At 68.0% G+C, this 13,617-nt stretch carries 15 protein-coding genes; 4 read left to right on the top strand and 11 right to left on the bottom strand.

Translation table 11 applies throughout. The features are described 5' to 3' along the window. Window positions 1–180: 180 nt before the first annotated feature. From ACQ5SP_RS02190 to parA, 4 genes are all read right to left on the bottom strand, one after another. Window positions 181–501, bottom strand: a complete 321-nt coding sequence (locus ACQ5SP_RS02190; RefSeq protein WP_430935967.1) for an antibiotic biosynthesis monooxygenase family protein — start codon at window positions 499–501, stop codon at window positions 181–183. Window positions 502–525: 24 nt separating this feature from the next. Then, entirely contained in the window at window positions 526–933 is a 408-nt protein-coding gene (locus tag ACQ5SP_RS02185; protein ID WP_430935965.1) for a universal stress protein, read from the bottom strand. Between the two features lie 86 nt (window positions 934–1,019). Continuing rightward, a complete protein-coding gene (locus ACQ5SP_RS02180) occupies window positions 1,020–1,622 on the bottom strand; it encodes a rhodanese-like domain-containing protein (RefSeq protein ID WP_430935963.1) in 603 nt (200 codons plus the stop codon). Window positions 1,623–1,699: 77 nt separating this feature from the next. Beyond that, the gene (parA, locus tag ACQ5SP_RS02175; RefSeq protein ID WP_430935961.1) at window positions 1,700–2,332 is read right to left on the bottom strand and encodes a ParA family partition ATPase; all 633 of its coding nucleotides are present in this window, start codon (window positions 2,330–2,332) and stop codon (window positions 1,700–1,702) included. Between the two features lie 118 nt (window positions 2,333–2,450). On the opposite strand from parA, the gene ACQ5SP_RS02170 reads away from it, so the two are divergent. Continuing rightward, window positions 2,451–2,939, top strand: coding sequence for a pyridoxamine 5'-phosphate oxidase family protein (locus ACQ5SP_RS02170; RefSeq protein ID WP_430935959.1), 489 nt, complete (start codon window positions 2,451–2,453; stop codon window positions 2,937–2,939). A 56-nt stretch (window positions 2,940–2,995) separates the two neighbouring features. Here the strand turns inward: ACQ5SP_RS02170 and ACQ5SP_RS02165 are convergent, their stop codons facing one another. The 3 genes from ACQ5SP_RS02165 to ACQ5SP_RS02155 all read right to left on the bottom strand — a co-directional run bounded on the left by ACQ5SP_RS02165 (window position 2,996) and on the right by ACQ5SP_RS02155 (window position 7,750). Then, window positions 2,996–5,290 (bottom strand): glycosyl hydrolase family 28-related protein, encoded by a 2,295-nt coding sequence (locus ACQ5SP_RS02165; RefSeq protein WP_430935957.1) that lies wholly within the window; start codon window positions 5,288–5,290, stop codon window positions 2,996–2,998. 199 nt (window positions 5,291–5,489) lie between these two features. Beyond that, window positions 5,490–5,897 carry a DUF4864 domain-containing protein gene (locus ACQ5SP_RS02160; protein WP_430935955.1) on the bottom strand — a complete coding sequence of 136 codons (408 nt, stop codon included), beginning with the start codon at window positions 5,895–5,897 and terminating at the stop codon, window positions 5,490–5,492. 266 nt (window positions 5,898–6,163) lie between these two features. Then, window positions 6,164–7,750, bottom strand: coding sequence for a lysine--tRNA ligase (locus ACQ5SP_RS02155; protein WP_430935953.1), 1,587 nt, complete (start codon window positions 7,748–7,750; stop codon window positions 6,164–6,166). A gap of 107 nt (window positions 7,751–7,857) precedes the next feature. Here ACQ5SP_RS02155 and ACQ5SP_RS02150 point away from each other — a divergent pair, with 107 nt between their 5' ends. Continuing rightward, on the top strand, window positions 7,858–8,292 hold the full coding sequence (locus tag ACQ5SP_RS02150) for a tellurite resistance TerB family protein (protein WP_430935951.1): 435 nt from the start codon (window positions 7,858–7,860) through the stop codon (window positions 8,290–8,292). Between the two features lie 6 nt (window positions 8,293–8,298). Here the strand turns inward: ACQ5SP_RS02150 and dacB are convergent, their stop codons facing one another. Further along, entirely contained in the window at window positions 8,299–9,798 is a 1,500-nt protein-coding gene (gene dacB / locus ACQ5SP_RS02145; protein WP_430935949.1) for a D-alanyl-D-alanine carboxypeptidase/D-alanyl-D-alanine endopeptidase, read from the bottom strand. A gap of 31 nt (window positions 9,799–9,829) precedes the next feature. Then, entirely contained in the window at window positions 9,830–10,438 is a 609-nt protein-coding gene (locus ACQ5SP_RS02140; RefSeq protein ID WP_430935947.1) for a nicotinate-nucleotide adenylyltransferase, read from the bottom strand. A 115-nt stretch (window positions 10,439–10,553) separates the two neighbouring features. Between ACQ5SP_RS02140 and ettA the strand changes: the two genes are divergently transcribed. Further along, the gene (gene ettA, locus ACQ5SP_RS02135; protein WP_430935945.1) at window positions 10,554–12,209 is read left to right on the top strand and encodes an energy-dependent translational throttle protein EttA; all 1,656 of its coding nucleotides are present in this window, start codon (window positions 10,554–10,556) and stop codon (window positions 12,207–12,209) included. A 109-nt stretch (window positions 12,210–12,318) separates the two neighbouring features. Here the strand turns inward: ettA and ACQ5SP_RS02130 are convergent, their stop codons facing one another. Both ACQ5SP_RS02130 and ACQ5SP_RS02125 read right to left on the bottom strand, forming a co-directional pair. Further along, on the bottom strand, window positions 12,319–12,504 hold the full coding sequence (locus ACQ5SP_RS02130) for a hypothetical protein (protein WP_430935943.1): 186 nt from the start codon (window positions 12,502–12,504) through the stop codon (window positions 12,319–12,321). A 199-nt stretch (window positions 12,505–12,703) separates the two neighbouring features. Then, on the bottom strand, window positions 12,704–13,066 hold the full coding sequence (locus ACQ5SP_RS02125) for a DUF4168 domain-containing protein (RefSeq protein ID WP_430935941.1): 363 nt from the start codon (window positions 13,064–13,066) through the stop codon (window positions 12,704–12,706). 322 nt (window positions 13,067–13,388) lie between these two features. Here ACQ5SP_RS02125 and ACQ5SP_RS02120 point away from each other — a divergent pair, with 322 nt between their 5' ends. Then, window positions 13,389–13,598, top strand: a complete 210-nt coding sequence (locus ACQ5SP_RS02120; RefSeq protein WP_430935939.1) for a cold-shock protein — start codon at window positions 13,389–13,391, stop codon at window positions 13,596–13,598. Window positions 13,599–13,617: the final 19 nt, after the last annotated feature.

Raw genomic sequence — 13,617 nt, 5'->3', positions numbered from 1 at the left:
CCGGTGAACCCGCCATGCGTATCCCCTGATCTTCCGCGTCACGGATCGCGTTTTCCCGGACCCGCAAGCCCGCCACGCACGTCGCGCCGGGGGTGTACCCGGTTCAGATCAGGGGCACCAGCGGCACGCCGCAGCCGGCCAGCGCCAGCAACAGCCCGGCGCAGCCGACGAGTCGCCCGCTCAGTCGAAGCATGCCGCCACGTCGTACATCACCGGCGCGAAGCTCTTGCAAAGCTCGTTGATCCTGCGGTTCCTTTCCCGCATCTCGGGGGTGCGCAGCATCGCCAGGAAATCCTCGCGCCGGCGCCACTGGCTGTAGTTGGAAATCCGCGTCTGGGCATCGTTGACGTGCAGCGCCGCGGCGATGAAACCCGGCTGCCGCGAGATGAAGCTGTCATAGGCATCCGTCAACTCGTCCAGCAGGTCCTGCGCCGTGCCGGGCGTGACCTCGAAGGTGGTGATGACGGTCTGCCCGTCGAAACCGGTCGATATGCTTGGCATGGCGACTCCTTTCGGCCTGCCGCCTCAGCGTACCACATGTACCGCGCAGGGCGCATGACGGACCACCCGGGCCGCGGTCGAGCCGATGAAGTAATCCTGCACGCCCGGCCGGTGCGAGGCGATGACGATGCAGTCGATGCCGTGGTCACGGGCGTAGTCGACGATGGCCTCGCCGCCATGGCCGGTGACGACCGCGACCTCGACATCCTCGGCATGGCCGATGCGCGCGCGCAGCGCCTCGGTGATCGCCTCGCGGCTGTCGGCGCGGCTGTCCTCGGGGATGTAGCGCGCCACGAATTGCGGCACTTCCTCCTCGACGTTGAGCGCGGTGATATGCCCGCCCGCCGCGCGCAGCTGGCGCGCGACCGCGAGGGCCGCGTTCGTGTCACGCTCGTGATCGAAGGCGATGGGAACGAGGATGTTGCTGTACATGGGGCGGACCTCCTTGCTGTCCGGGTCACCCTGCCCGTCCGGCCCGCCCCCTGCCTTGACCTATATCATGCGTCGCTGTGCCGGTCTCAGGATCCCGGCACCGTCACGCTCAGCCCCAGCACGCGCCAGGACTGCATTCCACCGCGATAATAGAAGATCCGGTCGGCCGGGTAGCCCGCCTCGATCATGTTGCGGATCGCGGTGGGCGACTGGCCGCACCAGAGCCCGTTGCAGAACAGCGCGACCCGCCTGGCCTCGTCGCAGATCCAGCCGTCGAAATCGATTTCGCAGCCCAGCCGGGCCAGCTCGTCGTTGATGCGGGTATAGGGAATGTTGATCGCGCCGGGGATCGTGCCGTCGACATACCAGTCGGTGGTGCGGCTGTCGATCACGATGGCCTCGGGGTCTTCCAGCATGTCGAGCAGTTCCAGCTCGCCGATCGTGGTGACGCCCTCGGCCGGCGTCATCGGCTGGATGCAGAACGGTGGACAGGGCCGCGATGTCCGTGCGAATTCGCCGGTGATCTCGTGGTCGGTATCCTGGATCCGCTGGATCGTGACCTCTCCGCCGCCGGTGTCGACCGTGACGGTGGGCCGGTCCTTGGCGATCTTCACCTCGACATCGTCCTGCGCCGCGGCCGCACCGGCGCCGAGCCCAAGGATCGCCGTCATCGCGAGTATCAGTCGCATGTAATCTCCTCCTCTCGTTACATCCGAGAGGAGAACGCAGCGCAGCGCCGCTTGCAAGGGCACAGAACGCCGCCGGGTCAGAGCGCCGCGGCGATCTCGTCGGCAAGCGCCGTGATCTCTGCCGCGGCCGGTCCCTTGCGGCCGGCTTCCAGCACGCCAAGCCCCTGCCCCAGCGTCTCGGCATAGGCGACCCGGTTTGCGAGGACCGCCACGGCGACATCGGCATCGAGCGCCGCGGCCTTCTCCGCCACCTCCGCCGCGAGACGGGTGCCCGCGCGGGTGCGGTTCAGCACCACGCGGACCGGGCGGCCTTCGCGCCGGGCAAGGTCCAGCACCCCCTCGGTGGCCCAGAGATCCACCTGGCTCGAGGCGACCGGCACGAGCACCAGGTCGGCCGCCCTGAGCGCGGGACGCAGGTCCGCGTCGGCCTTGGGCGGCGTGTCGACGATCACGACGTCATGGGCCCGCGCGAGCTTGTCGCATTCATAGGATACCCCCCAGGCCGACGCCGTGGAGAACTCCATCCCCTCTTCCGCGCCAAGGGTCGCGCGACGTGTCATGAACCAGCGCCCGAGGCTGCCCTGCGGGTCGGTGTCGAGAAAGGCCACGCTCCGCCCCGCCTTGTGCCAGGCGAGCCCGAGATTGACCGCCAGCGTCGTCTTTCCGGACCCGCCCTTTTGCTGGGCGATGGTGATGATGTTGCCGGGCATTCGGGACCTCCAAGGCTTATGCTGCGGCGCAGCATGGCACAGTTGCCGACCGATTGCACGTCCCCTGACGCCGCAGGCGGGGCTGGCGGGATCCACGGGACCGGGCTAGCTTTGGCGCATGGTCGATCCGTCCCCCATCCGCCCCGCCGACGCCGAGGCGAAAGACACCGCCCGCGCCCTGCTGGCCGCGGCCCGGCATGCCGCGCTGGGCGTGCTGGACCCCGCGAGCGGGGCGCCCATGCTCTCGCGCATTGCCCTGGCCCGCGCGCCCGACGGGCGACCGATGAGCCTGATCTCCTCGCTCGCCGCGCATACTGCCGCGCTGGCCGAGGATCCACGCTGTTCGCTGCTCGTCGGCGAGCCCGGGGCCAGGGGCGATCCCCTGACCCATCCGCGCCTCACGATCCAGGCGCGGGCCGCCATCGTCCCGCGCGGGAGCGACGCCCATGCCGGGCTGCGCGCGCATTACCTGGCGGCGCGGCCCAAGGCGGCGCTCTATGCCGACTTCACCGATTTCGCCTTCGTGATCTTCGACGTCGACACGGCCTTCCTGAACGCCGGTTTCGGTAAGGCCTTCACCCTGGCCGCCGCCGACCTGGCAGGCTGAGCCGCGGCGGCGGGCGCGGGCCGCGCCGCGCGGCATGTCGGGGCCGCACGGCCGGATCAGGCGGGATTGTCCATCCGCACGGTGACGCGGACGCGGCCCTCCACCGGCTCGGGCCAGGTCAGCTGGACCTCGTCGCGGGCGGTGCCGGTCTCAGTCGCGACCCAGGGCATGGCATAGACCGCCTGCCCGCTGCCGCCACGCATCTCGCCCTCTGCCACCACGGCAGAGACGAGCCGCGCACGCCCGCCGAAAGGCAGCTTGCCGTCGAAACCGATGGTCCAGACGCGGTCCGGGCTCTCGGCGCTGTGGTCCTGGACGACGGGATTGGCGATGAACTGCCCCACCCCGTTGAAGGTGTTGCCGCTGACGGTCACGTTGCGCGCCCGGCCCATGTCGAGCGTTGCGAAGCTCTCGTCGACGGTCTCCACCCGGTCGACCTGCGCGTTGAACGTGCGGAACACGTTGTCGCTGACCGACAGCCCGTGGATGAAGTGGTCCGGACCGTAGGGCTTCACGACCAGCCAGCGGAACCAGGGCCCGACACGGGCCGCGACAAAGGTGTTGCCGGTGATCGTGAGCCCGCCGAAGGAGTACTCGTTGGACATCTGCGGCGCGGGATCATGCTCGTTGCCCCACTCGATGAAACTGTTGTCGATGTAGTTTCCGGTGATCGTGGTCTGGACATTGGTGTCTGTCAGCACGAGACCGGCCTGGCGCACGCCGTTCTGCTCGTCGTCGCCCTGGAAGAAATGGTTCCCGCTGACGAGATGCCCGGTGCCGTGCATCACCCCGAAATGAGCAAATTTGACCGCCCGGTTGTCGCGCAGCTTCACGTCGTTTGCGTTGACGTTGAAGGCAATCGACGTCCGGTCCTGGGCGCGGACCGGTTGTTCGCTGGACAGGAACTGGTTGCGGTCGATCAGCATTCCCTGGCAGCCCGTCCCGATCGAGGTGATGCCGCGATCCTTGGGCTTGGTGACGAAACTGTCCCGCAGATGGAAGGCCAGCCCCGCCGGCGCCAGCAGGATCGCGCTGCAATGGCCGTTGCACTGGATATCGACGTCGTCGATCACGAAGGAACTGAGCGACGAAAAACCGCTGAAATCGAGCACGTATTTGAAGCGACGGAAGGTGAACTCCTGCGTGCCCGAGACCCCGTGGAGCGCCTGGCTGAGCTGCAGGATCCCGGCGCCGACGTTCTTTTCGCGCACATAGACCTCGCGCCCGACGCCGTCACCGGTGACCAGCGCACCGACAGGGATCTGCGCGGCATTGGCGACGTCGCGCAGCTCGAGGGGTTTCGTCCGGTCGTACCGGGCCGTTGCGGTGACGACCGTATCGTCCCAGGCGGGGTCCGGCTGGGCGTCGAACTGGCCGTTGCGGATCGCGCGGCGGACGGCAAAGACCTCCTTGTTGTCGACCGCCGCCTGCACGTCGATCGGTTCGGAAAGCTGGACGCGCCGTCCGCCCATGTCGAGACAGGCGTGGTCGGTGAAGTTCATGAGGGCCTGAAGCGCCTTGCGAACGGCCATCGGCTCGTCGCCGCCGAAAGCCGAGATATAGCTCGGCAGGTCGAAGTTCTGCATCAACGACAGCCGCGCCGCCGCCGGCATGTCCAGCCGGCCCTCGAAACGGACCCGGTTATGCAGGGTGATCGACTCGGCGATCCTGTAGCGTCCCGCCGGCACGAGGATCTCGCGCCCCTCGGCCGCCGCGTCGGCCGCGAGGAAAGCCGCGTGATCATCGGCCGCCCCGTCGCCCGCGGCCCCGTAGTCGCGCACGTCCACCCAGTCCATCATGTCGCGCAGGAAGACGCCGGTCACGTCCTCGATCTCGATGGCGTCGATCCGCACCACGCCGCCGGTCTCGCCGGTCATGTCGAGGCCGAAATGCCCGTAGATCGCGCCGGTGCCCCATGGCATGTCGACGCCCGTCCGGGTTCCGGTGCCGACGATCGCCTCCACCGTGACCACCTGGCCGTAGCCGGTCAGCGCGACCGACGGCCCGGTTTCGGGCACACCGCTCACATGGGCGCCGCCCGGGCCGCCGGCCCAGGCCGCGATCCGCACCGACGGCAGGGTGCCGCTCACGGCCTTGACCCGGGCGCGGATACGCAGGTAGCAGCCCGGCAAGAGCGGCGTTTCGCCCGTATAGCGCAGTTTCTGCACGGGTTCGGTCTTCAGCAGTTCGAGGCAGTGGCCGAAATCCTGGTCGGCCGGCACCAGCGCCGCACTGCCGGTGCCCGCGTAGCTGGCCGAACCCGGGGTGCCGTCGCCCCGCGACCAGATGTCCAAACCGTCTGCGAAGGCGGGCGGCATCAGGACCAGCCCGTCGGTGATCGCCTTGTTCATGACCTGTCCTTTTCCAAGTCCCCGCCCGGCGGCCGGACGCGGCCTGCCACCCGGACCGGCCGGGCGAGGATCAGTGAGACTCTCCGAGATACGCGACCGCCGCCACGCCGGGCGGAGGATCGCGCAAAAGGGTCAGGGACAGGTCTTTCGCAAGGGTGAACCGACCGCGCGGTGCGCGTGCCCCGCTACGCCAAGGCCGTCAGACGCCGACCTCCGGCGCCGGCAGGATCTGCACACCGGCGATCCGCCAGCCATCCACGGTCTCGGTCATGGCATAGTCGAGCACGTGCAGCGCCCCGTCGTCATCGGTGATCAGCACCTTCTGGTACCAGGTGCCGGCGATCCGGCGCAGCTCGAGATACCGCACGTCCTCCGGCGCCCAGACCATCGGGTATCCCTGCCGGACCATGCGGCCGAAAACCTCGGGCGTGCCGAAGCGCCGCTTGATGTTCGGGGCGGCGAAGGCAAAGGCAGCATCGGGATCCTCGGCCAGAAAGGCGTCGATCTGGGACGAGATGATCCCCTGGATCGCCTGCGGATCCGGCTCTGCCCGGAGCGGTCCCGCGACCACCACGAAGAGCGTAACGACAAGGGCAAGGCGGCGCATCGGGTTTCCTTTCGGTTCAGACCAGCTACCGGACATACGGATCAAAGGGGCAGGCGGTTTCAATTTCGGCCCGGGGCGCCGGGGCGAAAGAGCTGGGCGCCTGTCTCGGCGACCGCCACGAGCCGGCGGTCTACCGTGCTGTCCGGGGATCCGCCGGCCGGCCTGAAACGGGCCGCGCGCCGCGTGCCGCGTTGCCCACGGACCCGATGCGCCGCCGGCCCGCCGGCAGGTCCGATGGATGGTCCGGGACGCGGCGCGGCGCCGGCTCAGCCCAGCTCGCCCGCAAGACCCCTTTCGATCAGCGCGACGGTCTCATCGATGCCGTAGAGCGCGATGAAGCCGCCGAAACGCGGGCCCTGGCTGGCCCCGAGAAGCACCTCGTAGAGCGCCTTGAACCAGTCGCGCAGCGGCTCGAAGCCATGCTCCTTGCCGACCGCGAAGACGACGCTCTGGAGCGCCTCGGCGTCGAGCCCGTCCTCCCAGGCGCGCAGGCGCCCGGCAAGATCCTCCATCGCGGCGCGCTCCGCGTCGCTGGGCGCGCGGAACTCGCGCGTGGGGGCCACGAAATCGCGGAAATAGCGCACTGCGAATTCGGCCGCGGCGTCGAGATCGGGATTGGCCTCGGGGCTCGCGTCGGGGGCATAGCGCTTGATGAAGCCCCAGAGCCGGTCCTTGTCCTCGGCGCCCGAGACCGCGGCAAGGTTCAGCAGCATGGCGAAGGGCACGACCATCGTCGATTTCGGCGGCCGGCCCTCGTGTATGTGCCAGGCCGGGTTGTTCAACTGGCCGGCCGCATCCTGGGTCTCGAAGGCGCGGAGATGCTGGTGATACTCGTCCACGGCCTTCGGGATCACGTCGAAATAGAGCCGCTTGGCCGTCTTGGGCTTCTGGTACATGAAGAGCGACAGGCTCTCGGGGCTGGCATAGGTAAGCCATTCTTCCATGCTGAGGCCATTGCCCTTGGACTTCGAGATCTTCTGCCCGTTCTCGTCGAGGAAAAGCTCGTAGTTGAACAGTTCAGGCTGCGGCGTGCCCAGCGCGCGGCAGATCTTCGAGCTGAGTTCCGCCGACGGGATCAGGTCCTTGCCATACATCTCGTAATCGACGCCGAGCGCGGCCCAGCGCATGCCCCAGTCGGGCTTCCACTGAAGCTTCACATGGCCGCCGGTGACCGGCACCTCGATCTTCTCGCCGTCGGGCTCCTGGTAGACGATGGTGCCTTTCTCGACGTTGCGCTCCAGCGTGGGCACCTGCAGGACGTGGCCGGTCTTGGGGCTGACCGGCAGGAAGGGCGAATAGGTCTTGACCCGTTCGGCCTCGACCCCGCCGAGGCTCGGCAGCATGATCTCCATGATCTTGTCGAAGCGTTCCAAAACGGTCATCAGCGCCGCGTCGAACCGGCCGGAGGCATAATACTCGGTCGAGGACGCGAACTCGTACTCGAAGCCGAACCGGTCGAGGAAGGCCCGCAGCCGGGCATTGTTGTGATGGCCGAAACTGTCATGGGTGCCGAAGGGATCGCGCACCTTGGTCAGGGGCAGGTTCAGGTCTTGTTGCATCTGCTCCTGGTTCGGCACGTTGGTGGGTACCTTGCGCAGCCCGTCCATATCGTCGGAAAAACAGATCAGCCTGGTCGGGATGTCCGAGATCGTCTCGAAGGCGCGGCGCACCATCGTGGTGCGCGCGACCTCGCCGAAGGTGCCGATATGGGGCAGCCCCGACGGCCCGTAGCCCGTCTCGAAGAGGACATAGCCCTTCTCGGGCGCGGCCTTCTGGTAACGTTTGAGGATGCGGCGGGCTTCCTCGAACGGCCAGGCCTTGGACTTCATCGCGGCGTCGCGCAGATCAGACATGTCTCTACTTCCGGGTTGATTGGTGGGCGCGGCCCCTGCCGCGCGGTCAGGCCCGCTACCTATTGCCCGCCCAGCGCGCCGTCAATATTGTGCAGCTGCAGAGACGCATGGAGAACGCCGTGACCAGAGACCTTCCCACCCTGACGCCGCAGGATGCGCTGATCGCGGTCATGATCGGCATTTCGGCTTCCGACGAGGATATCCGGACCTCGGAACTGGTCACCATCCAGTCGATCGTGAACCTGCTGCCGGTCTTCGCGAATTACGACATCGACCGGATGCGCTGGATTTCCGAGACGGTGTTCGACCTGTTCGAGGAGGAGGACGGGCTCGACGCCTATTTCGCCCTCATCCGCGAGAGCCTGCCGGAGCGGCTGAACGAGACCGCCTACGCGCTGGCCTGCGACGTGGCGGCGGCGGACGGGCGCCTCGGCGAAACGGAACTGCGCCTGCTCGAGGAAATCCGCTACCAGCTCAACATCGACCGCCTGCACGGCGCGGCCATCGAACAGGGCGCGCGGGCGCGTCACCTGACGGTCTGACCCGGCTCACGCCCCGTAAAGCTGCGCCCAGCGTTCGATCAGGTCCTGCTGCAGCGCGCGCGCCCGCACCGCCCAGGGCCGCGCACCCGGCGGGCGTTCGCGGTTCTGGGGCGGGATCGCCGCACGCCGCGGCAGGTCCGCGGCAAAAATGGCAAAGGCCATGCGGCGCCCGCCGGGCACCTGGAAGTATCCCGCGAGCCCGCTGACGAAATTGAGCGTCCCGGTCTTGGCGACCGCCTCGACGGGATGGTTCCGCATCGGCCGGCCGCGCTCGTCCTTGAAACGCACGGGCTTCAACAGCGGCCGGAGTGGCCCGTCCCAGCCCGAAGACAGCAGCATCTGCAGCATCGCGCGCGCCGACACGCGCGAGTCCGGGCCTAGCCCCGAATGATCCACCAGTGCCATGTTCCGGACGGCGTGGCGGTCGATGGCCCAGTCCGACATCGCCCGGGCCGAGGCCGCCAGCGACCCGTCCGGCGCCCCCCGGGCCCGGGTCGCGGTCAGCCCGACGGTCTCGGCGGTCAGGTTTGTGGAATACTTCAGCAGGTCCTGCAGGATCACCGAAAGCTCGGCGCTTGAGTGCTGGGCCAGCACGGCCCCGCTGCCCTGTCCCGGCGTCGGTTTCGACAGCGCGATCCCCTCGGCGCGGGCGATGGTGTGGAAGACCTCGCCGGCATAGCCCCCGGGCCGGCGGACCGGCAGCCATCGCCCGCCACCGCTGCCCAGCGCCTTCTTGGAGACGGTCCAGGCATCGCGGCCGGCGCTCTCGGAATAGGTGTAGACGGGGTGGGCGCGGTCGACGACCTCCATCTGCGCGATGCTGACGCGCGGGCGATAGCGGGCCGAGCGGGCATCCATCGTCAGGTCGTAGCCGCCCGCGCCCCGCTTCCATTCGAAGAACACGCGGTTGAAGTTCAGGTTGAGCCCCGAGATCGCCGGGTTGTAGCCGACGTGATCCGGCTGGCCCGGATCGATATGGGGCAAGTCCGGCAGCGCGCTGGCATCGACGAGGAAGCGCCCCGCGACCCGCTCGATCCCGTATGACTTGAGATCGCGGGCGAGTGCCGCCAGCGCATCGGTATCGAGCGTCGGGTCGCCGCCGCCCTGCAGTACGAGGTCGCCCTTCACGACGCCCTCTTCCACCGGCCCGGTCGCCACGAGCCGGGTCTGGAAGCGGTAGGCCGGCCCCAGCGTCTCGAGCGCGTAGAGCGTGGTGACCGTCTTGGCGACGCTGGCCGGGGGCTGGCGCAGAAGCGGGCTGCGCGTCTCGAGGATTTCGCCGGTATCGGCATCGGCCACCGCGAAGCTGACCTGCCCCGAGATCTTGGCCTGCTCTATCAGGGTCTCGGGCGCGGCGACCGCGCGGCGCGGCAGAACCCGCCCGCGCGGGCGCGGGCGCAGCGAGGTCGGCGGCGCCCCGGCCATGGCCGCGCTGGCCACGCCGGACAACAGCCCGCCGAGAACGGCGCGGCGGATCGGATCGAAGGAGTCGCGGCCCTGTGCCATGGGCCGAGTTAAACCGAGGAACCGGGCGCGCTCAACCCTGCGACTGCCACGCGCCCGCGCGCCGGATGGCGGTCGACGAGATATCGACCATCGGCACATTGAGGAAACACCAGGCCGGCGGCCTGCAAAAGGCCAGCCGCGGAGCCATCGCCGCCGGTACCTTGTAGCGCGCAAAGGCCCGCGCCGCGGGCGAGAGCCGGGCGGAAATCCGCTGCCCCGGCCGGGCCAGCACGCCGACGGGCACGGTTTCCATGATCCAGTCCCAGCGCTGCCAGCGATGAAAACTGGCCAGGTTATCGGCCCCCATGAGCCAGACGAAACGGACGCCCGCGTAGCGCGCCATCAATTCGTTCAGCGTCTCGGCCGTGTAGCGCGTGCCGATCCGCGCCTCGATATCCGTGACCGCGACCCGCGGGTGGCGCATCACCTCCCGCGCCACCGTCATCCGGTGCGCCAGCGGCGCGGGGCCGTGCCGCTTGAGCGGGTTGCCCGGGCTGACCAGCCACCAAACCCGGTCCAGCGCAAACCGCTTGAGCGCATGGCGGGTGACATGCACATGGCCCTGGTGGGCCGGATCGAAGGACCCGCCCAGCAACCCGATCCGCATGCCGGGCTCGGCTTTCGGAAAGCCCTCGCGCAAAATCGTCCTCCGTTCCCTGGCCGGGCAGAGCGTATCCATCCGCACATTGCCCTTGTCCAGCGGAATCGGTATCTACCGCCTTGATCCGAAACACCAGACCAGAGGCGGTTCCTTCATGGCATCCTACCAGTACGTCTACCACATGGACGGGGTTTCCAAGACCTATCCGGGCGGCAAGAAGACCTTCGAGAACATCCGTCTCTCGTTCCTGCCCGGCGTGAAGATCGGCGTCGTGGGTCCGAACGGCGCCGGCAAGTCGACGCTCCTGCGGATCATGGCCGGGATCGACAAGGACTTCACCGGCGAGGCCTGGGCTGCCAAGGGCGCCCGCGTCGGCTACCTGCCGCAGGAACCGGAACTCGACCCCGCGCTCGACGTGCGCGGCAACGTCATGGAAGGCGTGGCCGCCAAGAAGGCCAAGCTCGAACGTTTCAACGAGCTTGCCATGAACTATTCCGACGAGACGGCCGAGGAGATGGCCACGCTGCAGGACGAGATCGACAGCGAGAACCTCTGGGATCTCGACGCCCAGATCGACGTGGCGATGGAAGCGCTGCGCTGCCCGCCGGACCACGAGAGCGTCGACAACCTCTCGGGCGGCGAGAAACGCCGGGTCGCGCTGTGCCGGCTGCTGCTCGAAGAGCCGGACATGCTGCTGCTCGACGAGCCGACGAACCATCTCGACGCCGAGACCATCGCCTGGCTCCAGCAGCACCTGATCGACTACAAGGGAACGATCCTGATCGTCACCCACGACCGCTACTTCCTCGACGACATCACCGGCTGGATTCTCGAGTTGGACCGCGGCCGGGGCATCCCCTACGAGGGCAACTATTCCAGCTGGCTGGAACAGAAGGCCAAGCGGCTCGAGCAGGAGGCGCGCGAGGACAAGGCGCGCCAGAAGACCCTGGAACGCGAACTCGAATGGATCCGGGCCGGGGCCAAGGCCCGGCAGGCGAAATCCAAGGCGCGGATCAAGGCCTATGACGAACTGGCCAGCCAGTCCGAGCGCGAGCGCGTGGGCAAGGCGCAGATCGTCATCCCGAACGGCCCCCGTCTCGGATCCAAGGTCATCGAGGCCGAAGGCCTGCGGAAAGGCTATGGCGACCGGCTGCTGCTCGAGGATCTGAGCTTCTCGCTGCCGCCCGGCGGCATCGTCGGCGTGATCGGCCCGAACGGCGCCGGCAAGACGACGCTCTTCCGGATGCTGACCGGGCAGGAACAGCCCGATGGCGGATCGCTGGAATACGGCGACACGGTGCAGCTTTCCTATGTCGACCAGTCGCGCGACGCGCTGGACGCGGACAAGACCGTCTGGGAAGAGATCAGCGACGGGCTCGACGTGATCCAGCTGGGCGACGCGGAGGTCAATTCGCGCGCCTATGTCTCGGCCTTCAATTTCAAGGGTGGCGACCAGCAGAAGAAGGTGGGCCTCCTCTCGGGCGGCGAGCGGAACCGGGTTCACATGGCCAAGCTTCTCCGCTCCGGCGGGAACGTGCTGCTGCTCGACGAACCGACCAACGATCTCGACGTCGAGACGCTTCGCGCGCTCGAGGACGCACTGGCCGAGTTCGCGGGCTGCGCGGTCATCATCTCGCACGACCGCTTCTTCCTCGACCGCCTCTGCACCCATATCCTCGCCTTCGAGGGCGAGGCCCATGTGGAATGGTTCGAGGGCAATTTCGAAGCCTACGAGGAAGACAAGATCCGCCGGCTCGGACCGGACTCGGTCGAACCGAAGCGTGTGAAGTACAAGAAGTTCACGCGCTGAGGGATCCGGCCGGCGCCCCGGGCGCCCAACGCGAAAGGGCGCCCGCGGCCTGGCCTGCGGGCGCCCCCGGGACGCGCTGCGAGGGAAATCGCGACGCCTGGACCGGCGTTCAGCCCGGGAGGATCTCGCCGCGGCCGGACCCGCGGGACGACACGAAGGACAGGCTGCGCACCTGGCGCTGCATGCGGAACCGAGCCTCGGCGCCGGTCCCGAAGGGGGTTTCGCCGGCGCGCTCGCGGCAGCTTTCCAGGGCACTCACACGACCGTTGCGGGCTTTCTGAAGAAGGTGCGACATGGTTTTGATCCTCTGATGCGTTGGTGGCTCGCGGCGGGCTGTCGGACCGCCTTTTTGTGTTATGATGACTCAACCATGCGCTGCACCCGTGTCCAAATCGAGGCGTGAAAGCGCCCATATCGCGCCATTTTTCCGTCGAAAATTGGACATTCTTCCACGGCGGCCCGCCAGGCTGCTGGGCGGGCCGCCGCGGCGCCTGTCAGCCGTCCATCCGGGCGGCGAGCATCTCGCGGATACGCGCGCCGAGTTCGGCGTCCTCGGTCGCCTGCTGACCGATCTCGACATACTGGTCGACGGTCAGATCCGGGGCCGCCTCGACCACGGCGATGGCCTCCGACTGGAAGGCCTCCGCCAGCTTCTGTTGCTCGGCTTCGCCGCCGGCCTCGGCCATCTGGACCTCGTATTTCTGGCGCAGTTCGGCGATGTCGATGACCGCCTGCACGAATGAATCGAGCCGCGCGTCGCTGAAATCGGCCTCTTGTGCCGCGACCGGCATTGCGGCGGCCGCGATGGCGAGCCCGAGCGCCGCGGCGGCGCCGGCGGTCTTTCCTGCGAGTTTCATGAAATCTCCTTTTTCCATCTCCAGCCGGGTCCGGCCCGCGCGCGCGAACCCCCGGCCTTGCAGGCCAGCTATGCGTGCAGGCCCGGTGCTGCAACCGGCCGGCCGCGGATAGGCAAAGAAATGCCGGGGTCCGGGGGCCAACCCGAGGACAGCATAGGGTGATTCCCCTTGCAATGTCCGCCCTGTTGGCCCATATGAGCGCTGCGACGTTACTCTCTATCGACCTGCTGTCTCCCTTACCGGCCACAGTGACTCGATTAAGCACTGACTGCGCCGAGCTGCCGCAATACCGTGGGCAGTGAAAAATATGGAGACATATCAAATGGCTAATGGCACCGTGAAGTGGTTTAACTCCACCAAAGGCTACGGCTTCATCCAACCCGAGGGCGGCTCCAAAGACATTTTCGTCCACATCTCCGCCGTCGAGCGCGCCGGCCTGACCGGCCTCGAGGACGGCCAGAAGGTCACCTTCGACCTGGAAACCGGCCGTGACGGCCGCGAGTCGGCCGGCAACCTCGCCCTGGCTGACTGATCTCGATCGGACAAGCCGG

It is taken from the genome of Rhodovulum sp. YNF3179, from assembly GCF_050586465.1.
In the GTDB taxonomy this organism is placed as follows: domain Bacteria; phylum Pseudomonadota; class Alphaproteobacteria; order Rhodobacterales; family Rhodobacteraceae; genus CAJXYS01.
Note: the sequence above shows the minus strand (reverse complement) of the source record. Positions and strands in the feature narration are given on the sequence as shown.